The sequence below is a fragment of the Bradyrhizobium sp. LTSP849 genome, from assembly GCF_000938255.1.
GTDB lineage: Bacteria > Pseudomonadota > Alphaproteobacteria > Rhizobiales > Xanthobacteraceae > Bradyrhizobium.
In genome coordinates this window covers 405,897-429,961 of record NZ_JYMR01000056.1, presented here as the reverse complement: position 1 = coordinate 429,961, position 24,065 = coordinate 405,897, and the positions used below count along the sequence as shown (strand labels likewise).

At 63.6% G+C, this 24,065-nt stretch carries 16 protein-coding genes and 1 pseudogene; 5 read left to right on the top strand and 12 right to left on the bottom strand.

The window, feature by feature from the left end; translation table 11 throughout:
• Positions 1 to 207: 207 nt before the first annotated feature.
• From UB31_RS39170 to UB31_RS39150, 5 genes are all read right to left on the bottom strand, one after another.
• The gene (locus UB31_RS39170) at positions 208 to 4,104 is read right to left on the bottom strand and encodes a beta strand repeat-containing protein (RefSeq protein ID WP_045014627.1); all 3,897 of its coding nucleotides are present in this window, start codon (positions 4,102 to 4,104) and stop codon (positions 208 to 210) included.
• A 519-nt stretch (positions 4,105 to 4,623) separates the two neighbouring features.
• Entirely contained in the window at positions 4,624 to 5,421 is a 798-nt protein-coding gene (locus UB31_RS39165) for an enoyl-CoA hydratase/isomerase family protein (RefSeq protein ID WP_045001386.1), read from the bottom strand.
• 24 nt (positions 5,422 to 5,445) lie between these two features.
• A complete protein-coding gene (locus tag UB31_RS39160) occupies positions 5,446 to 6,645 on the bottom strand; it encodes a pyridoxal-phosphate-dependent aminotransferase family protein (protein WP_045014626.1) in 1,200 nt (399 codons plus the stop codon).
• A 117-nt stretch (positions 6,646 to 6,762) separates the two neighbouring features.
• Positions 6,763 to 8,046: an MFS transporter gene (locus UB31_RS39155; RefSeq protein WP_045014625.1), complete on the bottom strand. Its 1,284-nt coding sequence runs from the start codon at positions 8,044 to 8,046 to the stop codon at positions 6,763 to 6,765.
• A 58-nt stretch (positions 8,047 to 8,104) separates the two neighbouring features.
• Complete coding sequence (locus UB31_RS39150; RefSeq protein WP_045014624.1) at positions 8,105 to 9,307, bottom strand: pyridoxal-phosphate-dependent aminotransferase family protein; 1,203 nt, start codon at positions 9,305 to 9,307, stop codon at positions 8,105 to 8,107.
• Positions 9,308 to 9,440: 133 nt separating this feature from the next.
• Here UB31_RS39150 and UB31_RS39145 point away from each other — a divergent pair, with 133 nt between their 5' ends.
• From UB31_RS39145 to UB31_RS39130, 4 genes are all read left to right on the top strand, one after another.
• The gene (locus tag UB31_RS39145) at positions 9,441 to 10,178 is read left to right on the top strand and encodes a GntR family transcriptional regulator (protein WP_045001382.1); all 738 of its coding nucleotides are present in this window, start codon (positions 9,441 to 9,443) and stop codon (positions 10,176 to 10,178) included.
• A 105-nt stretch (positions 10,179 to 10,283) separates the two neighbouring features.
• On the top strand, positions 10,284 to 13,262 hold the full coding sequence (locus tag UB31_RS39140; protein ID WP_045001381.1) for an FAD-binding and (Fe-S)-binding domain-containing protein: 2,979 nt from the start codon (positions 10,284 to 10,286) through the stop codon (positions 13,260 to 13,262).
• Entirely contained in the window at positions 13,255 to 13,683 is a 429-nt protein-coding gene (locus UB31_RS39135) for a GlcG/HbpS family heme-binding protein (RefSeq protein WP_045001380.1), read from the top strand. Before UB31_RS39140 ends, UB31_RS39135 begins: the two co-directional genes overlap by 8 nt.
• A gap of 135 nt (positions 13,684 to 13,818) precedes the next feature.
• On the top strand, positions 13,819 to 14,283 hold the full coding sequence (locus UB31_RS39130) for a site-specific integrase (protein WP_502691325.1): 465 nt from the start codon (positions 13,819 to 13,821) through the stop codon (positions 14,281 to 14,283).
• Between the two features lie 387 nt (positions 14,284 to 14,670).
• On the opposite strand, the pseudogene UB31_RS39125 reads toward UB31_RS39130, so the two are convergent.
• The 6 genes and pseudogenes from UB31_RS39125 to UB31_RS39100 form a co-directional block, all read right to left on the bottom strand.
• Positions 14,671 to 15,153 (bottom strand): annotated as a pseudogene (locus UB31_RS39125) (argininosuccinate lyase); the annotation flags it as partial.
• 88 nt (positions 15,154 to 15,241) lie between these two features.
• Positions 15,242 to 16,597: a serine hydroxymethyltransferase gene (glyA, locus tag UB31_RS39120; RefSeq protein WP_045001378.1), complete on the bottom strand. Its 1,356-nt coding sequence runs from the start codon at positions 16,595 to 16,597 to the stop codon at positions 15,242 to 15,244.
• The gene (locus UB31_RS39115) at positions 16,597 to 18,018 is read right to left on the bottom strand and encodes an FAD/NAD(P)-dependent oxidoreductase (RefSeq protein WP_045014623.1); all 1,422 of its coding nucleotides are present in this window, start codon (positions 18,016 to 18,018) and stop codon (positions 16,597 to 16,599) included. Before UB31_RS39115 ends, glyA begins: the two co-directional genes overlap by 1 nt.
• Positions 18,015 to 18,311: a (2Fe-2S)-binding protein gene (locus UB31_RS42390; RefSeq protein ID WP_045001376.1), complete on the bottom strand. Its 297-nt coding sequence runs from the start codon at positions 18,309 to 18,311 to the stop codon at positions 18,015 to 18,017. The genes UB31_RS39115 and UB31_RS42390 overlap by 4 nt, the downstream gene beginning before the upstream one ends.
• The gene (locus tag UB31_RS39105; protein ID WP_045001375.1) at positions 18,292 to 19,410 is read right to left on the bottom strand and encodes an NAD(P)/FAD-dependent oxidoreductase; all 1,119 of its coding nucleotides are present in this window, start codon (positions 19,408 to 19,410) and stop codon (positions 18,292 to 18,294) included. The genes UB31_RS42390 and UB31_RS39105 overlap by 20 nt, the downstream gene beginning before the upstream one ends.
• A 91-nt stretch (positions 19,411 to 19,501) precedes the next feature.
• Entirely contained in the window at positions 19,502 to 20,539 is a 1,038-nt protein-coding gene (locus UB31_RS39100) for an ABC transporter substrate-binding protein (protein WP_045001374.1), read from the bottom strand.
• A gap of 116 nt (positions 20,540 to 20,655) precedes the next feature.
• Between UB31_RS39100 and UB31_RS39095 the strand changes: the two genes are divergently transcribed.
• On the top strand, positions 20,656 to 21,552 hold the full coding sequence (locus UB31_RS39095) for a LysR substrate-binding domain-containing protein (protein ID WP_045001372.1): 897 nt from the start codon (positions 20,656 to 20,658) through the stop codon (positions 21,550 to 21,552).
• 208 nt (positions 21,553 to 21,760) lie between these two features.
• Here the strand turns inward: UB31_RS39095 and UB31_RS39090 are convergent, their stop codons facing one another.
• Complete coding sequence (locus tag UB31_RS39090) at positions 21,761 to 24,043, bottom strand: DUF3604 domain-containing protein (RefSeq protein WP_050044952.1); 2,283 nt, start codon at positions 24,041 to 24,043, stop codon at positions 21,761 to 21,763.
• Positions 24,044 to 24,065: the final 22 nt, after the last annotated feature.

The following is a 24,065-nucleotide window of genomic DNA, read 5'->3' as shown; positions in this document are numbered from 1 at the left end:
TTGCCTATGTTCTTGTTCGGATTGGCAATTCGCGAAAACCAAAGGCGGATTGCATTGTGCGGTCGAACGCCGGCCAGTTCAAGCTGCCCAACGTCGCACCGCTTATGACTTTGGAATGAGATTGATTGCAAGCGCGGCCGGCCCGCAAAAAAGCGCGGGCCCCTTGCGGAGCCCGCGCCCAGCTCGCAAAGCCAGTGCGCCGATCGGCTACACCAGCAGGATGTCGTGCGGGTTGATCACCACGCCGGCCTGGACCGCCACGATCGCATGCGCCGATGCCTGGGTGCCGTCCGCGCTGAAATAGAGCGTCTGGTTGCCCGTGTCGAAGTGGAATTCGGCCGCGCCAGAGAACGTATTGTCGGCCGAAGTCTCGAAGGTGGGCGTCACATCCATACCGGGCGTCAAGCCGCCGCCGAAGCTGTTCGCGGAGATGGCAATGCGATCGTGCTGGCTCGTGTTGTTGAAGTCGGTAATCTGGCTGATAGCCGTCGGTATCTGTAGGAACGCGAAGGTGTCGTTGCCTCCACCGCCGGACATGACGTTGCCGCTGGCGGTGCCGATCAGAACGTCGTTGCCCGCGCCGCCGACGAGTTGCTCGGTGCCTTGGGTGGCGACCAGAACGCTGTCGCCGCTTCCCGCTGTCAGCGTGCTCGCGGACGCCGCGTTGTTCACCACGGTGTCAGTCGCGGTATTGCCTGATGTCGTCATCCCATCAGATGCGGTGTAGTTGAACGAACCGCCGATCGTAGCGTCATCCGTGAAGAGGGCGTAGCCGGAGGCCAAGCTGGCGGTACCTCCGGAGCTTCCCGTGACCGCGCCGAGCGAGACCTGGTCCGTCGCGTCGGGATCGGTGTCGTTCAGCGCCAGCGCCCAGCCTGGAATCGCGACCGAGCCGTTGGCGCCAGCATCCGTGACCACGGTCTCGCCCACAGCCGTGGGGGCATCATTGACACCGTTGATGGCAACCGAGACGTCCTGCACGGTGGAGGCGCCGTGGCTGTCGAGGACCGTAACGGCATAGGTCTGCACCAGCGTCTGCCCCTGCGCCAGGAACTGGATGTCGGCGTTGTTGACCGAGTAGTGCCAGGCGACTGATCCGCTCCCCGGTACCTCCGATACCGGATCGAGCGAGAACGTGCCGACATAGCCGCTGCCCAGGGGTGTGATACTTGCCGTATGCGTATCCGCGGCCTCGGCGTCGGACAACGAGATTGATCCGTCAGTGGTCTCCACCGCAGGTCCAGGCGTCGGCGAAACCAAGACGGCATCGAGCAACAGGCCGGCGCCGTCGGTGGCGAAGTCGAACTCCAGGGGTGTCGAGCCGCCTCCTCCATCGCCAACGACGTCGAACGTGAATTTGGTGAACCCAAACTCCACGTGGGTCGAAGCGAGAATCTGCGCGCCGTCCCAGAAAACCGAAAACGAGGAGGATGACGCGTCAGGATCGCCGGCAACCTCAAAGCTCAGCGTATAGTGCTGGCCGGCGACGGTGGCGATGTTCTGCTCCAGGAAGCCGTTGCTGAGCAGCGCGGAGTAGTCGCCATACTGGCCGCCTAGCACCAACTGGTCGGGGATGGCGCCCACCGCCGTCCAGCCACTCAGATTGCCGGCCTCAAAGCCGCCGTTGACGATGACCGCAGTGCCCGCGTCCTCGGTCAGCGTCCCGACCGAATTGGCCGCGGTGATTACCGGCGCGTCGTTGGCGCCGAACACGTTGAAGGTCAGCGTGGTGTCGTGGCTCTCTCCGAGGCCGTTGGTGACCGTGATCGTGAACTGTTCGGTCGAATTGTCCTCGTTCTGAAGCTGATCGAGCGCCGACGAGGCGGTGTAGCGATAGGAGCCGTCGGACTCGACCAACAGCGTACCATGCGCAGCGGCGATCGACGTGCCGACATTGGCCGCTTGTCCGTTCACAGCGGTGATGCTGAGCGACACGCTGCCGTCGCCCGGGCTGTCGGACACGTCGTGGATGGCATCGCCCTGGGCAACGATGCTTCCGGCGTCGATGGACGATGTGTCGTTGATCGTCGCGGTGACCGGATTGACGGTCATGGCGTCGGCCGCACCGGTCGCGGTGATCGTGACCTGCTGGGTCGAGCTCGTCGAACCGTCGCTCACCGTGACGACGTAGGTAGCCGTCAGCGTCTCGCCGGCGCCCAGGAAGTCCAAATCCCGGTCGGGCAGATTGAAACTCCAGTCGATCCCGCCCGTGCCGGAGCCAGTGGAATCGTGCAGCGCCGTCACGAGTGCGGCCTGCAGATCGTTCAGCGTGTCACCTGGAACGAAAGACGGATCGGCCGACCACACCGCAGAGGTGAGTGTCACACCGACCGAGTGGACATCGGACAGATCGACGTCGGTGAAATTCAGCGTCTGCACCGCCGTCGTGTCGGGCGCCGACGAGTTGGCCTGGCCGGGCTGCTCGGCGACCGAAGCGGATTCCGGCCCGCTGGTGATCGCAACCGCATCATTGGCGCCGGTGATGACGACGGAGACGGTCTGCGTCGAGCTGGTCGAACCGTCGGCCACCTTGATGTCGTAGTTCACCGTCAGCGTCTCGTTGGCCGCGAGATAGTCGAGGTCCTTGTCGGGAATCGCAAAATTCCAGTCGATGCTCCCGGTACCGGTGCCCGTGGAATCGTGCAGCACTGTTGTCACCGCTGTGGCGAGATCGGCCTGCGTCGCCGCCGGCGGCGTCGGCCCCGAGGTCGAGTCAAGCGTCGTCGTCACCGTATGCGTATCGTTGGTGTCCTGATCGGTGAAGGCGAGCGTGCCCGCCGGGATTGTCGGCGTCGTGTCGGGTGTCGGTGAACCCGTGACGACATCCTGCTCGGTCACAGTCGAGGATTCCGCGCCGCTCGTGATCACGACGGGGTGGTTGACGCCGAGGATCGTGATGGTGACGTCCTGGGTGGTGGAACCGCCGTGACCATCGTCGACCGCAACGTGGTAGACGAGCTTGAGCGTCTCGCCGCCGTTGAGGAAATTGGCCGAGGAGTTGGGAAACGCGAAATTCCAGTCGATATCGCCGATGACATGCCCGGTCGAGTCATGGAGTGAGGTTCCGAACGCCGCCAGCAGTTGCGCATTCGTCAGGGGTATCGAACCGCCGCCCGAGCGGGTCGCCGTGACCGTGGTCGAAACACTATGCACATCCGCCAGATCAATATCCGAGAACAACAGGCTGTCATGCGCGGTCAGATTACCGGTCGGACTGACATTCTGATCCTCAGCAAGAGCCGCCGATTCCGGGCATGACAGGAACACAGGCTTGTCGTTGGTGCCGACCACAGTGACCATGACTGTTTGCGTAGAGACGCCGCCGGCATGATCGTCGAGCTGGACAGTGTAGGTGATGTCGAGATGCTGGCCCGCCGCGAGGTAATCGAAGGCGAGATCGGGCGCGGAGAAGGTGGTGTTGATGGTGCCGGTGCTGGAGCCGGAAGTCTTGACGACGTTGTTGACATGATAGAACGCCATCAGCTCGGCGTTGCCGAGCGACCCCGGCAGCAGGCCTGCGATGGCACCGGAGGCGGATACGCCGATCACGGTCGCGGTATGGCCGGTATTGGTGAGATCGTCGTCGGTGAAGTTGAGCGCGACGTGAACCGTGTCAGGCGACAGCGACAGCGTCTGGTTCGCCTGCTCGGTGACGGTCGCCGTCGTCGCCATGTTGATCACCGGCTTGTCGTCGGTGCCGGTGATGGTGACCTTGACGGTCTGGATCGCGGTGCCGCCGTGATTGTCGGAGACCTTGATGTCGTAGGTCAGAACCAGCGTCTGGTTCTTGGCGAGGAAATCGAAATCGTCGTCCGCGTCGCTAAAATTCCATTTGAGCTGACCCGAGCCGTTGTGATCACTGAGGATCTGCGACTGCATCGCAGTCTGGAAATGCGCAAGCGAGAACGCCGGGATGATCGTTCCGCTGGAGAGCACGGCGGAGTGCAATGTCGCCGCAGTCGTATGCGTGTCGCTGTGGTCGCTGTCGGTAAAGGTCATCGTCCCGGACAACGTGTGCAACGTCGTCGAATCGGTGGCGTTGGCGAGTTCGGTGAAGCTGCCCGTCGCGGATGAGGAAGTGAAAGCCGGCGTATGATTGGTCATGGAAAAATTCCTGCCTGCGTTTGCCATGGAGACGCCGCCACATGAGGACGCGGCGACGCGACTAATCGGTCTGAGAACCCAGACGTGACTCAACGGTCTTGGCTTAAGAAGCTTGCTAGGAGTCTTGGCTTGTTCGCGAGGTCGTGCCTGGCGTCGGGATGGTCAGCGGCAATGAAATTCTGGCGCGTCTCGCGTCGTCGAACGTACTTCGCTACTTTTTCAGTACAATGACTTCTGGTTGCAGTGTGATCAGCCAAAAACAGCTCAAAAAATGGCTGACCTATCGGCTCTGAAAACGCGAGCGATAGCGTGCAACCTCGGCGATCTTATTCCCGAGGTTGTCACGGCGTCAATGTGGACGCAAAGGCGCGCTCATCGCCGCGGTTCCATTCACGTGGAACCAATTGAAAGATTTACGACAACCCGGCGCGAGATGAGCGGCTGACGATTGATCTCAACCATCGTCTGGGGCCTCGCTGTCGCATCGAGACGATGCGAACGGCGCGCGAGGCGCGGGCGCTACTTGCCCTTCCAATTCGGCGTGCGCTTGTTGAGGAAGGCGTCCATGCCCTCGCGAAAATCTTCGCTCATATAGGCCTTGAGGATCAGGTCCTCGCCCTGTTCGCGGGATAGCGTGGGGCGGATGCGGCGCACCGCTTCCTTCGTCGTTTCGAGCGTCAGCGGAGCATGGCTCGCGACGAGCTTTGCAGTCTCCTCGGCGCGGCGTTGAAGTGTCTCGACGTCCGGCACGATCTCGCTGAGCAGCCCGAGGGCCAGGGCTTCCGGGGCCTCGACCAACCGCGCCTTGAAGATCATGTCCTTGGTGCGGGCCGGTCCGACCAGCGAGACGATGCGGCTGATATTCGACATCGACAGGCAATTGCCAAGCGTGCGCGCGATCGGGAAACCCATCCGCGTCGTCTCGGTACCGATGCGGATGTCGCAACATGCGGCGATGCCGGCGCCGCCGCCGGTGCAGGCCCCCGCGATTGCCGCGATCACGGGCACGCGGCACTGCTCGAGCGTGCCGAGCACGCGGTCGATCCGTGCCTCGTAGTCGAGCGCATCCTGCGCGGTCTTGAAGGCGCGGAACTGGGAAATGTCGGTGCCCGACGCAAACGCCTTGTCGCCGGCGCCGGTCAGGATCAGCGCCTTGATCGAGCGGTCGCCGTTGATCTCGGTGCAGATCTCCGCCATGCGATCATACATGGCGAAGGTCATGGCGTTGCGCGCCTGGGGGCGGTTGAAGGTGATCCGCGCGATGCCGTCCGTGACGGAGTAGAGCAGGTCTTCGTTGGTCGTCGTCGGTGCATTCATCGCGCGCTCACTTTCCAAGTTACTTCAAGCCACTTGTGCCTTGGCCATCGGCACCACGTCGCGTCCCTTCAGGACGTCCATGGCCGCCAACACACCGCCGCTCCTGTGCGGAATCTTTGCAAGATCCAGGCCCATCTCGACGCCGGCGAGCGTGCCCATCAGCATCAGATCGTTGAAATGCCCGATATGGCCGATACGGAACACCTTGCCCTTGACCTTGTTCAGGCCAGTGCCGAGCGACATGTCGAAGTTGTCCAGCACCACCTTGCGGAAGGCATCGGCGTCGTGGCCCTCGGGCACGCGCACGCCGGTCAGCGCCGGCGAATGCGCAGCAGGATCGGCGCACTGCGTCTCCAGGCCCCAGACCTTGACCGCGGCGCGAGTCGCGGCGCTGTGACGCTTGTGGCGGGTCCACACGTTGTCGAGACCTTCCTCCTCCAGCATCTTGACCGCCTCGCGCAGGCCCATCAGCAGATTGGTGGCAGGCGTATAGGGGAAGGTGCCGAGCTTGTTGAAGCTGATGACCTCCTGCCAGTCCCAATAGGAGCGCATGCCCGGATTGGCCTTGGCCACCGCGAGCGCCTTCTCCGAGACGGCATTGAAGCCGAGGCCCGGCGGCAGCATCAGGCCCTTCTGCGAGCCAGCGACCGAGACGTCGATGCCCCAGGCATCGTGCTCATATTCCATCGAGCCGAGGCCTGAGATGGTGTCGACCATCAACAGCGCCGGATGCTTGACGCGGTCGAGCAGCTTGCGCACCTCGAGCGGCGGCGTCACGCAGCCGGTCGAAGTCTCGTTGTGCACGACGCAGACCGCCTTGATCTTGTGCTGCTTGTCGGAGGCCAAGCGCTTCTCGATCTCGGCGAGGTCGGCGCCATGGCGCCAGTCGCTCGGGATGAAGTCGACGTCGAGCTTGAACTTGTCGGCAATGCCGCGCCACAGCACGGCGAACTGGCCGGTCTCGCACATCAAAACCTTGTCGCCGGGCGCGAGCACGTTGACCATCGCCGCTTCCCAGGCGCCGGTGCCGGACGACGGGAAGATGATCACGGGCTGCTTGGTGCGGAACACGCGCTGCATCGAGGCCAGGACGGCAAAGCCGAGCTCGGCGAACTCCGCACCGCGATGGTCCAGCGTCGGCATGTCCATCGCCCGCAGCACCCGGTCGGGCACGTTGGTCGGTCCTGGAATCTGTAGGAAATGCCTTCCAGTATGCACGGTCATCGGCGTCCTTCCCGGTCTTGCCTTGATTTTGATGGCCGCCGAATAGCACCATTTGACCGGCTTGTCCCCTCTCCTTAGGGCGCCTCCCATGCATAACCGACGGACCTCCGCCGCCCCCTACTCCGCGGCCACCACCCGTCCGGACGGCACCTGCCCCTCGACCTCCTCAAACGGACGTTCCGGGTGCATCAGGAAGGCGGAGAAGCCGCCGAGCAGCAGCAGCCCCATCGACATCAGGAACGGCAGGTACCAATTGCCGGTCGCGTCGATCACGAAGCCCGCAACGAGCGGGGACACGATCGCGGCGAAGGCCGACCCCGTGTTCATGAGTCCGGACGCGGTGCCGGAATGTTTCGGGGCAATGTCCATCGGGATCGACCACATCGGGCCGATCACCAATTCGGCACAGAAAAAGCCCGCCGACAGACACAAGGCCACCACGGTGATGTCGTGCACGAACAGGATCGGCAGCAGCGAGAGCAGCGCGCCCGCAAATCCCGCAACGGTGACGCTGAGCCGCGCCAGACGGACATTGCCGGTGCGGTCGAGGATCTTGTCCGACAGCACGCCGCCGACGCTGTCGCCGACCACGCCGGCGAAGAACACGCCCGAGGCGAACAGCGCCGAGTTCTTGATGTCGAGATTGTAGTTGTTCTTGAAGAACAGCGGCAGCCAGTTGAGGTACAGCCACAGGCTCCAGCCGTAGCAGAAATAGGTCAGCGTCACCGGCCACATCCGGCCGAACAGCGGACCCCATGGCACGCGCGGCCGCTCGCCGGTCGGGCGCGGCGGCAGCGTCGCAAGCTCGGCTTCGGTGATGGAAGCATGCTCCTTCGGCTCGTTGCGGAAATACCAGACCCAGATCACGCCCCAGATCAGGCTGACGAAGCCGAGCACGACGAACGACCCGCGCCAGGTCAGCCAGACGATCAGGAGCGCGACCACCGGCGGCGTTATCGCATTGCCTAGCCGCGCGAAGGAATGGGTCAGCCCTTGCGCAAAGCCGCGGCGGTTCGCCGGGGTCCAGTATTGCATCGCGCGCGTTGCGGTCGGAAACGTCGCGCCCTCGCCGAAGCCGAGCGCGAAGCGCGCGACGAACAGCGCGGTCAAACCGTGCACGAAGCCGGTCATAATGGTAGCAGCCGCCCAGATCATGCCGCACCAAAACAACGTCTTGCGCGGCCCGAAATGATCGCCGACCCAGCCGCCGATCACCTGGAACAGCAGATACGGATAGGCGAAGGCGGAGAAGACCAGACCAAGCTGGGTGTTCGAGAGACCGAGCTCTTTCTGGATCTCGCTCGCGGCGGTGCCGATGTTCACCCGATCGACATAGGTGATGAAGTACATCGCGCAGAGCATCGCCAGCACGACATGCGTGGCCTTGAACCGAACTCCCATCTCCACCCCTCCCGAATTGCTGTTGTTATGATTGCCGCTCGCGTGTGCCCTGCGCGATTTAAGTGCCGACCACTTTCAGATGCGGCGACGCATTGCCCTGCGGCCGCTGCTCCAAAAGCTTCATCGCGACGGCTACGCCGCCGGAGCGGTGCGGCACGCCGGCAACCGACAGACCCATCTCCACGCCGGTGAGTGCGCCAAGCAGCGTCAGCGCATTGCATTCACCGAGATGGCCGATGCGGAAGACTTTTCCGGCGACTTTCGACAGGCCCGAGCCGAGCGACATGTTGTAATTCTCGAGCACAATCTGCCGGAACTGATCGGCATCATGTCCCGGCGGCATCAGCACCGCGGTAAGCACCGGTGAGAATTCGGCCGGCTCCTGGCAGAGTACCTCGAGGCCCCAATGGTTGACGGCGGCGCGCGTTGCGGCAGCTAACCGCTGATGGCGCGCGAACACGTTGTCGAGGCCCTCTTCGAGCAGCATCGCGATCGCCTCGCGCAGGCCGTAGAGCAAATTGGTCGCCGGCGTGTAGGGGAAGAAGCCCTTGGTGTTGGGCTTGAGCATCTCCTCCCAGTCGAAATAGGAGCGCGGCATCTTGTTGGACTTGGACGCGGCGCGCGCCTTCTCCGAGATCGCGTTGAAGCCGAGACCGGGCGGCAGCATGAAACCCTTTTGCGAGCAGCTGACGCTGACATCGACCTTCCACTCGTCGTGGCGGTAGTCGACCGAGCCGAGCGAGGAGATGGTGTCGACCATCAACAGCGCCGGATGACCCGTGCGGTCGATCGCAGCGCGGATCTCCGCGATACGGCTGGTTGCACCTGTCGAGGTCTCGTTGTGCACGACCATGACGGCCTTGATCGTATGAGCCTTGTCCTCGGTGAGCCTCGCCTCGATCAATGCGGGATCGGCACCACGGCGCCAGTCGCCGGGCACGAAGTCGACTTCGATGCCGAAGCGGCCGGCCATCTGGCGCCACAGGGTGGCGAAATGGCCGGTCTCGACCATCAGCACCTTATCGCCCGGCGACAGCGTGTTGACGATGGCGGCCTCCCAGGCGCCCGTCCCCGACGAGGGGAAGATGATGACCGGACCCTTGGTCTGGAAAATTGTCTGACTGCCTTCGAGCACGGTCCGGCCGAGTTCGCCGAATTCGGCGCTCCGGTGGTCGATCACCGGCATGTCCATGGCGCGCAACACGCGCTCGGGGACCGGGCTCGGGCCCGGAATCTGAAGGAAATGGCGTCCCTGATGCATGAAAACCTCCCTGGCGGCGGATTCTGGCCGGCTCATTTGGCTATTTTGCATTCATTTTTTGTCATTTCAATCGAAATTTGGTATTCGATTGTGGACGTCGACGCGACCAACCGAGCAAACTACTGTGCTGCAAATGAAATCCACGATTCCCGACACCGGGGTTCCGATCGCCCCGCCGGCCAGCAATGGTGGCGACCGCGAGGCAGCCTCGCTTCATGGCGAGATTCTGCTGCGGCTGCGCGACTATGTCGTGGAAGGCAACATTCCCGACGGCGCGCGCGTTCCCGAACGCCAGCTCTGCGAGATGCTCGGCATTTCCCGCACACCGCTGCGCGAAGCCCTGAAAGTGCTCGCCGCCGAGGGGCTGATCGAGCTCCTGCCCAACCGCGGCGCGCGGGTACGCCAGCTCAGCCAGCGCGACCTCGAAGAGCTGTTCGACGTAATGGCCGGACTGGAAAGCCTGGCCGGTCGACTGGCCTGCGAAGCCATTACCGACGACGAAATCGCGGCGATCGAGCAGCTGCATTACGAGATGTACGGCCACTATCTGCATCGCGACATGCACGGCTATTTCCAGACTAACCAGCGCATCCACGAGAGCATCGTCACGGCCGCACGCAACGAAACGCTGAAGACGGCCTACGCCAACTTTGCCGGCCGGATCCGCCGTGTCCGCTACTCCGCCAATTTCGCCCGCAAGCGGCAGCGCTGGGCGGAAGCGATGCGCGAGCACGAAGCCATCCTTGATGCGCTGCGCCGCCGCGCCGGCAGCGAACTGAGCGACATCCTGTTCCAGCATCTGCGCAACAAGCGGACGGCCGCGATCGAGCACCTGACCGAGCCCCAAGAGGACGCGCCAGCGTCACCCTGAGGTGGCCGGCTAGCTCATTTTGAATTCATAATATAATCGGTCAGAAACAAGAATGAATAATCCAGAGAGCGCAGATGGCCTCGCTGGATCACTCCAGGACCAGGGATGACAAACGCCTCCTCGCTCGAACGGCGCCTGCGCGCGGAAATGACTGGCGACGTCCTGTTCGACGGTTTTAGCCGCGGCCGCTACGCCACCGACGCCTCGTTCTACCAGATCATGCCGGCCGGCGTGGTGGTGCCCAGGACCATGGACGAGGCGCTGCGGGCGCTGGCGATCGCCCGCGACGAGGGACGCAAGGTCACGCCGCGCGGCGGCGGCACGTCGCAATGCGGCCAGACCGTCAATGACGGTCTCGTCGTCGATCTCTCAAAACACCTGAGCCGCATCCTGTCGCTCGACGTCGCGAACCGCACTTGCGTGGTCGAGCCCGGCATTGTGCTCGACGACCTCAACCGCCAGCTCAAAAAGCACGGCCTGTGGTTTCCGGTCGACGTCTCCACGGCCTCGCGCGCCACCATCGGCGGCATGGCCGGCAACAATTCCTGCGGCGGCCGCTCGCTGCGCTATGGCACCATGCGCGACAACACGCTGTCGATGGAGGCAGCGCTGGCCGACGGCACACTGAGCCGTTTTGGTGAGGTGTCGCGCGATCTCTCCGATGTCGGAGCGAGCGACAACGCGCGCGGCCTGTTCCGTGACATGCTCGATCTCGGCGCGCGCGAGGCCGACGAGATCGCAGCGCGCTTTCCACAAGTGCAGCGCCGCGTCGGCGGCTACAATCTCGATGCGCTCATGCCGCGCAATGCGCGCAACAACATGGCGCACCTGCTGGTCGGCTCGGAAGGGACGCTGGCCTTCACCACCAAGGTCGAGCTGAAGCTGTGGCCGGTGATCCGCAACAAGGCGCTGGGCGTCTGCCATTTCGGCAGTTTCTACGAGGCGATGGATGCGGCCCAGCATCTGGTCAAGCTGAAGCCGATCGCGGTCGAGCTGGTCGACCGCACCATGCTCGCGCTCGGCCGCGACATCGCGATGTTCCGCCCCATTATCTCTGCCGCGATCAAGGGCGATCCGGATGCCGTACTGGTGGTCGAGTTCGCCGAAGAAGACCAGGCCGACAATCTTCTGCGTCTCAAGCAACTCGGCGAGCTGATGGGCGATCTCGGCTTCGGCTGGAATAACGACAAGCGCAAATGGGGCGGCGTGGTGGAGATCACCGAGCCGGCGCTTCAGGGCGGCATCGCCGATTTCCGCGCCGCCGGCCTCAATGTCATGATGTCGATGAAGCAGGAGGGCAAGCCGGTCTCCTTCGTCGAAGACTGCGCCGTGCCGCTACCGCATCTGGCCGACTACACCGCGCGGCTGAGCGAGGTGTTTGCCAAACACGGCACCAGCGGCACGATGTATGCGCATGCCTCCGAAGGCTGCCTGCATGTACGACCGGTGCTGAACCTGAAGCTGGAGAAAGACGTCAAGGCGATGCGCGCCATTGCGGAGGAAGCCTTCGCGATGGTGCGCGAATACAAGGGCTCGCATTCCGGCGAGCATGGCGACGGCCTGGTGCGGTCGGAATTCCACGCCACGATGTTCGGCGAACGCCTCGTCGCCGACTTCAAGGAGGTGAAGACCCGCTTCGACCCCGATGGCGTCCTCAATCCCGGCAAGATCGTCGATGCCCCGAAGATGGACGACCGCTCGCTGTTCCGCTTCAAACCGGACTATCGCGTCGCTGACCTCAAGACAAAACTCGACTGGTCGGCTTATCCCGGCGCCGGCGGTGGTTTCCAGGGCGCGGTCGAGATGTGCAACAACAATGGCGCCTGCCGCAAGCTCGAGGGCGGCGTGATGTGCCCGTCCTACCGCGCGAGGCGCAACGAGAAGGACGTCACCCGAGGCCGCGCCAATACGCTGCGGCTCGCGATCTCCGGCCAGCTCGGGGCGGGTGCACTCTCCTCCGACGAGATGATGGAGACGCTCAAGCTCTGCGTCTCCTGCAAGGCCTGCCGCCATGAATGCCCGACCGGCGTCGACATGGCCAAGATGAAGATCGAGGTGCTGGCCGCGCGCGCCGCCTCCCACGGGCTAACACTACGTGATCGCTTGGTCGGCTACCTCCCGCGCTATGCCGGCCTCGCCGCGCGCTTCGCGCCGCTCGCCAATTTGCGCAACCGCAGCCCGCTGCTGCGAAAGCTGTTCGAGCGTTTTGCCGGCATCAGCGCGCGCCGCGCCCTGCCCGCTTTCCGCAGCGACGTGTTCGTGCCGCCGGCGGAAGCGGTCGGGCCGGAGACCGGCCGCGAGGTCGTACTGTTCGCCGACACTTTCAACCGCATCTATGAACGCGAGAACCTCGACGCCGCGTTGCGCGTGCTCGCGGCCGGCGGCTATCGCGTCCATCTGCCGAAGCCGGCGAGCGGCAGCCGGCCGCTCTGCTGCGGCCGCACGTTCCTGTCCGCCGGCCTCGTTGACGAAGCCAAGACTGAGCTTGATCGACTGGTCTCAGCTTTCGCGCCCTTCGCCGCGCGCGGCGTGCCGATCGTCGGCCTCGAGCCGAGCTGTCTGTTGACGCTGCGCGACGAGCTCGCCTCGCTGCGCAAGGACAATGACGCCAAGGCCGTCGGCGCCCACGCGCTGACCTTCGAGGAATTTCTGGTGCGCGAGGCCGAGGCCGGCCGTCTGCAACTGCCGCTCGGCGCCGTCGCCGACAAGGCCGTCGTCCACGGCCATTGCCATCAAAAATCCTTCGGCGCCTTCAAGCCGGTCGAGCAGGTGCTGCGGCTCGTCCCCGGCCTTGAGGTCGAGACCATCGAGTCGAGCTGCTGCGGCATGGCCGGCGCCTTCGGCTATGGCACTGACACCTACGACGCATCGATCGAGATGGCCGAGCTGTCTCTCCTGCCCGCCGTGCGGCGCGCAGACCCAACGACGCTGATCGTTGCCGACGGCACCTCCTGCCGGCACCAGATCCACGACGGCGCGCAGCGCGAGGCGCTTCACGTTGCGCGCGTGCTGGCGATGAGCCTTGATCGCGCGAAAACTCAATCCACGACCTCACCCGTTGCAAAGGAGCCCAGCCATGGTTGAACTGACCCTCGACACCTCCCGCAAGATCCTCGACGCCGCTTTCGCAAAGGCCACCGAACTGAAGCTGAAGCCCCTCGTCGTCACCATCCTGGACGCGCGCGGCGTGCTCAAGCTCGCCGCCGCCCAGGACGGCACCAGCCTGATGCGAGCCGAGATCGCCCACGGCAAGGCCTATGGTGCGCTCGCCATGGGCATGGGCTCGCGCGCGCTGTACCAGCGCGCCCAGGAGCAGGCCTATTTCATCGACGCCGTGAACACGATCGCCAAGGGCGCCTTGGTGCCGGTCCCCGGCGGCGTGCTGATCATGGACGGCGCGACGTTGCTCGGCGCCGTCGGCGTGTCCGGCGACACCTCGGACAATGATGAAGCCTGCGCGGTCGCCGGCATCGAAGCCGCAGGAGTTAAGGCAAACGCGGGCTAACGTCCGTATGGGCGCTAGCACCCTCGCGACATCGAGCGGAGGCCATTTTCAATGTCTTTGCAGCTGCAGAGCTATCGCTCGGATCGCACAGAACGTGGTCTTGGGCGCCTCGTAGTTTGAAGATACGAAAGAGCCTTGATCCTGAGCCTCATTCGAGTGCTTCGCTTCGGCAGGCAAATGCATTCGTCTCAGGCGCAAGAATGGTTGTTTCCAGCCGAGAGCGCCTCGGGACACTTGGCGGAAACAAAGGAAGACCGAGATATCTTGTCGAAATGGGGCAATGACCTCCGTCAGACATTTCGGACTAGTGCCGCCGCTGCTGGCGTTTCCGAATTCGACGCCAAGCTCCTCATGAACCATTCAATCCCTGGTGTGAATGCAGGCTATGTCACTCGACACAAGTTGGTTGAAGACCACCTGCGCAGCCAGCAGCAAGCTATAAGTACGGTTGCGTTTTCCGGTCTCGGTAAGTCGCACGTAGGACAAGGGCCGTTGTCAGATTGGCTCGGTCACGCGGCAAGCCGACGAGTCGTCAGCCTTTTCCAATTGAAGCCAGCGCCCCTCAGCGAGGAGAACGAAAGAATTTGGCAAGCAGCCTGATCCAAGCTGCGATCTGATCGAGGCGCCCACTGCGTCCCGAACGCAGTGAACATCTTTTAAGTTATTGATTTTTCTTGCCGTAGCAACTGATCACGTCCCGTTTTGTTCACGGTCGTTTCACCCAATTCGTTGCGATTTCGTTGCGGCGGCACCGAGGACGAACGGCGCTCGGCGCGGTACTGAGATCTTGGACTGCGGCGGAGCAGCCGACGCCTGCGAGGGCAGTGTATTGGGCTGTGCGCCACTAGCGCTGATCTATCGGGGGTTCGAGTCCCCAGACCGCTACCGCCTTTCTCCATACGACACAAATCTGCGCTATTTCCTCCGATCTTCCGCCTAAACTGAGCGTCTGCCTAACATATTAGCGCGCGAACCCGGGCTGACATGTCAATCGGCGACGAAGGCAGAAATTGCCGTCTCCAGCGCCTCATGCGCCCGTTCGGCCTGTTTTTCGAACCCGTCCAGCAGTCTGGCATCGATGACGAGTTTACCCCGCGCCGTCTCGACTTCACGACTGATCGCTTCGGGAGCCGGCCCGCCCAGGAGTTTGCGGCGGCGGACGAATGCTGCCGGATCCATGGCATCGGAAAAGACGTCGGACGGAAGACCCGGCGCAGCGATGCCAAGTTCGGCGGCCGCCTCGTCCAGCGAGGCTGATGTCGCCTTGTCCGGCCGGATACCGGCGGCGATGTTGCGGCGCACGAACACGCTGACGATCTGGTGGGAATTGCGCCAGTCGATCCCCTGCTCGCGAATGAGTGCCGCGGCAAGATCGGTGACCTGGGCCCAGTTGGCGCCAGCGAGCTCACGCATACGTTCGACCTTGACCTTGAGGTCGCGCATCAGCGGCGACAACGTCTCCAGGCGGATTGCGCGCGGCCAGGGGGATTCCGGCGAGCAAGTAGCGCACCGATGCCCTTTCATCGCTGCTGGCTTATCAACATTTTGACCTAAGGTTTCAAAGAGCACTGGTCATGGCATAGAGTGGCAGCGGCGCCATCAGCTTGGCGGCTCGCGCTTTGATGTCGGCTTCGCGTTCGGCGACTTCCGGTGATCGGGTTGCATGCCTGGCGAGGAGGTCGGCGATCCATCCCGCCACCTCGCGTGCATCGTCGGCCTTGAGGCCTCGCGTCGTGCAGGCTGACAATCCGAAGCGAAGACCCGACGTCAGTGCGGGGTCGGTGTCGTCGAACGGGATCTCGCAGCGGTTGCAGGTGATACCGGCGCGATCGAGGCTCTCGACCATCGGCTGTCCGTGAAGCCCGAGTGGCTTCAGGTCGGCCACCACCAGTGGCGTGTCCGTGCCGGAGGTGAGCACCGGGATCCCCCGCGCCATCAGCTCCGCAGCAAAGGCGCGGGCGTTGGCGAGCACCGCGTGGCTATAGGCCGTGAATTCTGGCCGCAGGGCCTCGCCGAGACAAACCGCCTTTGCGGCGACTGCATGCAGCAACGGGCTGCCCTGCACGCCGGGCGACGTAGCTTTCTCGAGCCGCTCCGCGAGAGAGCCATCGTTGGTCAAGATCAGGCCGCCCCGCGCGCCACGCAACGACTTGTAGGTGGTCGTGGTAACGATGTCTGCAAAGGGAAAAGGATGGGGATGCGCGCCCGCAACGACGAGCCCGGCGAAATGCGCGATATCGACCAGCAGCCTTGCCCCCACGCCGTCCGCGATCGCACGCAGTGCCGCGAAGTCGATGGCGCGTGGATAGGCGGCACCTCCCGCGACGATGAGCTTCGGGCGGTGCATCTCGGCGAGCCTGCGAAGCTCGTCGTAGTCGATCAGGTTGCCGGCGCGCGCGACGCCGTAGAAGACGGGCCGCACCATGGACCCGCTGAGGTTGGATGCGCCGCCATGACTGAAATGACCACCGGCCTGGCCGGACATCGACAGCACCACGTCTTCCGAGGAAAGCAGTGCGCGGAGCACCGCAAGGTTGGCCTGGATGCCGGAGTGCGGCTGCACATTGGCGAAGCCGCAGCCGAAAGCGGCGCAGGCGCGCTCGATGGCGAGACGCTCCAGCGCGTCGGCGCATTCCGCGCCGGCATGGAACCGGCGGCCGGGATAGCCGACAACCGTCTTGTTCGTGAAGACCGAGCCCTGCGCGGCGAGGACCGCACGGCTGACGAAATTCTCCGAAGCCACCAGTTCGACTGCTTCGCGCTGGCGCTTCTGCTCCAGCGCGATCAGGCCGGCGACATCCGGGTCGACCTGTTCAGGGCCGGTCGTGAAATAGCCCGTGTGAAGCCACGCGACGCCGGCTTCGTCGGCAGTTTTCGCGGCAGCATCAGAGGGAGTGGAAGCAAAATCGACCATCACAACCTCACCACGGCCTTGTCGGCCTGCTCGCCGAAGGGCAGCGACGCCATTTCCGCGACTGTAACGGGCTTGATCGGCGTCCTGAGGCGGTAATAACCGATCTCGGCAGGCGAGATCCCGCGCGCAGCCGCGAACATCTCGGTCACGGTCAATCCGCACAGGCGGCCCTGACAGGGGCCCATGCCACAGCGCACGAAGAACTTGAGCTGGTTCGGCCCGAGCACGCCCTGCGCAATCAATGCTTCGATCCGATCGGCCGGGACCTCCTCGCAGCGGCACACGATGGTGTCGCCGGTCGGCACTCGAAACCGCGATAGCGGCTCGTAGAGCACATCGAGGAAGCGTCGCGCAGCGAGATCTCGCTCCAGCGCTGCGAGATCGCGCGCGGCCAACCGGTCTCGCTGCGGCCGGTTGATCCGCCCGAGGCGGTGAGCGGCGTCCCATGCCGCAAGGCGACCACGCAGGGCCGCCGCCTGAGCTCCCCCGATGCCCGCGCCGTCTCCTGCCACGGCGACATGATCGACGCAGGTCGCGCCCCAGCAATCGGCTTCGGGCTGGAAGGCGCGCTGCTCCTCGTTCCAGACAATCCTGCACCCCAGCGTATCGGGTAGATGCAGGCTCGGCACGACACCCTGATGCAGCAACAGGGTGTCTGCCTGGATCGTGGTCTCCCCGCCGGAGGTCCGGTATGCGACGGCCCGCAGCTGCTCCTCGCCCACGGCCCGCAGATGCGAGACACCGAAAATCACCTTCACCGAGCGGCGCACGCGCGCAAGCAGCGACAGCCCCTTCACGGCATAGGGCGAAGCGAGGAAGCGCGGCAGATGGCGCAGCGCGGCGAGCCAATTGCGCTTGGGCGTTGTGTCCAGGATGAGCGCGATCGTTCCTCCCGCTCCAAGGATCTGTGCCGCGAGCAGCCAGAGCAGCGGCCCCGTGCCCGCCAGCACGATCTTGCCGGAGGGCACGAGATCGGCCTGCTTCAGCAGGATTTGCGCTGCACCGGCAGTCATCACACCTGGCAGCGTCCAGCCTTCAATCGGAAAGGGGCGCTCCTGCCCACCCGTCGCCGCGAGGATGCGGCGCGCCGGCAGCAGGCGCGGCTGGCCGTCCAGGAGAAAGGCGATCTCTCCCGCGGGCGAGACGTCAAAGACCGTGCTGCCAGGGCAGTAGGTTGCGCCACTCGCCGCCAGTGCATCGACCAATTCGCGGCCTCGCTCGTAATCGGCACCGAGCACGGTGCGTGTGGCTGCGGCTGCTTCTGTGATACCGCGATAGATCTGACCGCCCGGCGCCGGCTGCTCGTCGAGCACGACCGTGGACAAGCCGAGGCTCGCCGCGGTCGCGGCCGCAGCCATGCCGGCCGGGCCGGCACCGATCACGGCGAAATCGCAGATCTCGGGCAGGTACGGCTCCGTCATCGCCCGATCTCCCGCCTGCCCTTCTGGGATTCGACGACCATGCCATCGCGCACGCGCGTCATGCAGCCCTGTCGGCTCCCGATGCCGTCGACAATGACGAGGCAGTCGAAGCAGACGCCCATCATGCAGTACGGACCGCGCGCCCGGGCGTCGACGACAGTGGTCCGGCATGTCGTAATTCCGGCCGCGAACATCGCGGCAGCAACCGAATCCGTTGCTTTGGCCGAGATCTCGCGCCCGTCGACCGTAATGGTCACGCCCTGCTCGGGGCGATTAGTGAACCGTCGAAACATCGAACCTCCCGGTGCCGAAGGCTGGCAGTTCCGCCTTCACGCGCGAGGACGCGATCAAGGGCGCCAGCGTCTGCGCATGGCGCGGCGCCAGGGTGACGCCGCTGTGGCAATTGGCGACGAAAGCGCCGGGATGCTCCCGCGACTCGTCGTAGATGGGGCAACCATCCTTCGTCATGACCCGCTGGGCGGCCCATGTCCGCACGATGTTGACCTTCGAGAGGCCGGGGAACATGCGCCTTGCGCGATCCGCCATCTTGGCGAGCACGTCGGTGCCGACCACAAGACTCGGATTCTCCTCTTCGATGGCATCGCCAAGCATCACCGAGCCTTCATCGGCCTGCCGCACCGTGATGGTCGGATAATGGAGGAAGGGCTTCATGCGCTCGGTCACAAGCACCTGCCCGCGCTGGGGTCTGACCTGGGCGTCGATGCCAACCATGGCACCCAGCCTGCGGCTGTCATTGCCGGCGGCGATCACCACCTTGCCCGCGGCCACCGAGCCGACAGCCGTCGAAGCGACGAAACCTCCTTCGCTGGCGGTGAGGCTCTCGACGCGATGGTCGCTCCGATAATGTCCGCCCAACCGCGCAAAGGCCGTGTGCAATCCCCAGAACAGGCGCATCGAATTGCACTGGCCATCGAGCGGGCAATAGCTGGCCCCGACAACTTCGGGGCCGATGTCCGGCAACATCTCCCGCACGGCGTTGTGACCCAGGATCTCGTAGGGCAGTGGCGACATGCCGGCCTGCACGTTGATGCGGGCGAGTTGCGAGGCACGTGCGTCGACCTCGGCCTCCGACAGGCAAAGATGAAAACCACCCGGCTGCGAGAAGGCAAGGTCGATGCCGGTCAGTGCGGCGATCTCGTTTCGGAAGTCCGGCCAGAGATCGGCGGCGCCACGGGACCAGTCCGAATACTCCGGCATGCCGAGGCCCTTGGTCTGCACCCAGATGAGCGAGAAATTCGCGACCGAGGCGCGCCTGGCGCGGTCGTCCTCATCCAGCAGTGCGACACGCTGGCCGGTCTTCGCCAGGCCATAGGCGATGGCGGTGCCGACGAGGCCACCACCGATCACTGCAATATCATAGTCGTGCGTCACGAAAACAGCTCCCGGCGCGCCCGCTCGGCACGATTCATAGCAATGAACGGCGCCGGCTCGTTCAAGAACCGGCGCCAAACGGTGTGCGATGCTAGCGTTCGATCTCGCGGACCCAGCGCTTGTTCCAGTCGTCGCGCTGGCGGTTGATCTCGACCCAGTCGATCGTCTTGAGCTGTGCGACCTGCTCGGGACCGTAAGGCATTCCTGCGCGGCTCTCTGGCGGCAGCTCGGCCTTCTTGTTTGCGGGCGCAAGACCAGACGTCTTCGACATGGCGACCTGCATGTCGGGCGAGAGCAGATGGGCAATGAACTGCTGCGCGAGCGGGCTCTCCTTCCCGCCGGCGACCGGGCAAATGCCGACACCGATGACGACGCCACCTTCCTTCGGGTAGACGAAGTCTGAGGCAAATCCGCTGTCCGCAAGAGCCTTGGCACGGCTCGATCCCCAGACCGCGAGCGCCGCCTGTCCGCTCTGCAACAACTCCGTCATCTTGCCGGGCGACGGCTCGTAGGCCAGCACGTTCGCGCCGATCTTGTCCTTGAAGGCGATAAAGCCCGGCTCGATGTTCTTCTCGCTGCCGCCATTCACTTTGGCGACCTGCACGAGCGAGATCACCCCGTATGTATTGTTCAGCGGCGGGATCACGATCTTGCCCTTGAACTTCGGATCGGCGAGGTCGTTCCAAGAGGTCGGCACCGGCCAGTTATTCTTGGCAAAGGTCTCCTTGCTGTAGACGAAGCCGGCGCCGAGCAGAGCGAAGGCCAGCGACTTGCCGTCTGGAAAGCGAGCGATGCCGTAGAGGTCGTCGACCACCGGGCCCACATCGAGCGGTCGGCAAAAGCCCAGCGCCACCGCTTGCGCCATCGGGCCGTCGTCGATGATGGCGACGTCGATCTGCTGGCTTCCTTTCTGCGCCTGGAGCTTGGCCAGCACGTCGGTGGAGTTGCCGGCGATGTATTCGAGCTTGACGTTGTGTTTGCTTGCGAAGGACGGAAAAACCTCGCTGCGGATCGCCTTCTCCATCGTCCCGCCGGAACCCGCGACATAAAGTGTCGCGTCCTGAGCCGATGCAGGAATGGCATGGGTAACGCACACGGCAATAGCCGCGAGAAGCAACCTTCTCAGCATGAATTTATCCCCACTTTGTTGAATTTTCGAATAATTTTTATGATGGTCGCAGCCAGCCCATAGCTGGTCAAATACAATTCAGGCTTTGGCCTAGAATCTAATGTTATGGGTCGTTGATGATCAATCAGAGGCAGATCGAGGCCTTCCGAGCTGTGATGGTCGCCGGCGGCATCACCACAGCGGCCGCCGCCATGCGGATATCGCAGCCAGCGGTCAGCCGGCTCATCCGGGACCTCGAAGCGCGCATCGGCCTGACGCTATTCGAACGACGCACCGGAGGACGTCTGCGTCCGACCGCCGAGGCGGCCGCCCTGTTTCTGGACGTCGAGCGCTATTTCGTCGGCCTCGAGCAGATTGATCAATCTGCGGCCGGCCTCAGACGTCACAGCCGCGGAAGCCTTCGGGTCGCTTCCCTTCCCGCGCTCTACGTGGGTTGGCTGCCGCGCTTCATTGGCCGCTTCCTGGCTCAGCGACCCGATCTGAATATCGAGCTGATCGGAAATTCGTCAGAAGCCATCATCGAATTGATATCAAGTGGCCGCTGCGACATCGGTTTCGTCGACTCTCCGTTCGACCATCCCCGCATACGTCGGGAGGAACTGGCTGGTGTTGCAGCGGTCGCCGCGATACCAGCATCACACATGTTGGCCGCAAAGCCGGTGCTGGTCCCCGCCGACTTCAGCTCCGAGCCGTTCATTTCAATCGCCCGAGCAACATTACTGCGGACGAGAATCGATTCCTTCTTTCTCTCCCAGGGAATCCGTCGCCAGCTCGGCCCGGAAACCCCCTCGTCGCTGATCGCCTGCTCGCTGGTCGCCGCCGGCGGTGGGCTCGCCATCGTCGACCCGTTCAGCGCAGAGGCAGCCGTCGAGCCAGACATCTGCTTCAAGCGGCTTGAGCCGCGCATCGAGGTACGCTTCAGCCTGGTCGTACCGCTGAACAAGCAACCACCTAGTCCAGCCCAGGACTTCGTCACCGGAATCCAGCAGGAATTCGCGAGGTTTCACGACTAGATGTCAATCGGCTCTGCGCGCGATTTCCGCGCGATGAAAGTGGATCATCAGATTGATCCGCTCTGTGCTGTTGCGCGGAAAAATAGCGGCGGGGTCGAACGATGCGCAATAACCGAGGCCCTCGAAGTCGAGTGTCCTGGGGAGGATGTCCCCAGCCGAGGTTAGTACGCGCATTTTCACAAACTCCCCGCGGGTTCTGCGCGGAACATCATTGCTGTCCAATAAAATAGATCGGGCTGGACCAGGCCTGGTGTCCGTCCGCAAAACTGGCGCAAATCCATAGAGGGTTGTCGCCGGGGACAAGATCGATGTCGCGCCTCAATTCGCTGGCCGTCACCGCATATTCGTCCGGCTGTCGCGAAATGCGAAGCTCGCGGGCGAGTTTTCCGAACTTGCGGATTGTCGGCGCGTGACCGACGTCCGCAAGACTGACTGCCAGCTCTCCCACCGCAGTTTCGATCTTGATCGCGGCATCGTCACCGCTCAGGACCAGGTCTATTCCGGCGTAATTGCCTGTCGTGATCGACGACCACGACAGTTCGGTCCTCGACACCTGCTTCAACGGGCGGTCCGGATTCAAGAAGTTGATCGGGTTCGCGCTGACGATTTCCGCGCCTTCAACCCTGAGCGTGCCGTCCCACACGGTTTGCCGTGCGCGTCCTCGGTATTCAGCCCCGCTCCACTCGATGCGATAACGGCGGCCCATCGGCAGTTTGCCATTGGGGCGGATCGTTTCCAGAATCTCTGAACCACGCCGCACTTCAATGCACAGGATGGCAGAATCCGCCACGATCGTCGCATGAAGCGCGACGCAGCGCGCCGAACACGAGACGATATCACCCATCATGACGACATCTGACGTGTGTGAGCGCGCGCCGGGCACGCGTGGATCGTCGGTCCACACCGTTCCGGAATCAGCTAGCTGAACATCCACCATCAGATGCACGCGCGATCCGGTCGTGGCGTAGTGGTGGCGTGACTGCAAGGCATCGAACAGGCAGTCGCGCGTCAGCTCTTTCATCCAGTAGCAGGTCAGGCCACCCAGTGCGCCGAACAGCGAAGCCCCCGGCGGCTCCGATCCCGGCCGCCCCTTGTGACCGTCGCTGTTGCCGACGATACCAACGCGATAGCCCTGCTGAAACGCGTCGGCCGCGAGCCATTCGAACGTTCCCCAGCTCGAATGTATTTCGACCGACCGCTCCAGGGCGTGGTCATGCGCGTAGGCGATATCAGCATATCGCCCGCCGCAGTGGGCCCAAACGACGGTTTGCGAAAAGTCGGGCCCGAGAGCGGAAAACAACGCGCGCGCATCCCAGCAATCCGTCTCGACGTCCGAACGATCCGCGACAAGCGCGTGCGACGAGCGCCGGATCGGCAGGCTCTCGTCCTTGTAGAAGACGTTGCGGTCGCCGCCCAGAGCCGTATTGCCCGACCATTCATAGCCCGGCAACGTGACGAACCGGCCGGGCGCGTTCCATTCGCGCATCAGGCTGTTAAGCTTGGACCAGAACCGCTGGGTGATCTGGAAGTCGTTACCCTGATGCCCAATCATATCGAGAAAGGCATAGTCTCGTCCGAACACAATATAATCCAGTGCCGAACCCGAGCCGATGGTCTCACCGCTTTGCGCGTGCAGATCGCCCCAATAGGGCCGTAGCGAAAGCTCGTCCTTTGCCACCAGCGTGTTCGAGCTGACGACCTTCTGTCCGCCGGCATCGAGGACATCAATGACGATCAGGCCCGGTGCATTGACTTTCAAGCCCTCAATCCGCAGCGCCTTGGCGCCCGGCTGGAAACGGACCTCATCAGGCAGCGCAGCGATGGGACCGTTGCCTTTCAGGCGGAACGGACCCGCGGGACAATCGGCGGTGGGATTGCCCCAAATATCATCGACGCGAACATTCAACGCAAAGACGTCACCCCGCGCCCGGGACGTCGGAATGACCGCGTGCCATTTATGGGCGGCTCCTGGCACGATCGGCAACAGGGGAACGCCGGGCACTTCAACGTAAGTGTAGGTAGCGATCGGATCGACGAGAACGCGGAAGCAGAATTCCGGGTCGACGAACGTTTGCATGCGCATTCCGGCGCCTCGTTCATCGGTGCCGAAGCTGACCGTAATCGTATCGCCTTCCCGCATATAGCCGGCGACCACCTTGATGTAGATCGTCCGGTCCCACGGACGAGTGTTTTGCTTCTGATCGAATCGAAAATCGAGAACGGCGCCGTTGGAGGCGACGACACCGACCCAATTTGCGGCCGTCGGGTCCGAAAACTGCGGCCGTCCCATGTCGGACGCGAAGCGATAGCAGATCTTCAATGAACCGGTATCGTCGATGCCATAGCGTCCCGCGGTGTAAGTCAGAGTGAAGCGTTGATAACTGCCCGCTACGAAGGGTCCACAGTTATCGATCCTGACCGTGCCGGCGTCCGATGCATCGACCGGCGCGACTTCGGGCATCCAGTTGGTGAACGACTGTTCTGAAGACATTGCGAGGACTTTCCAAATCAAG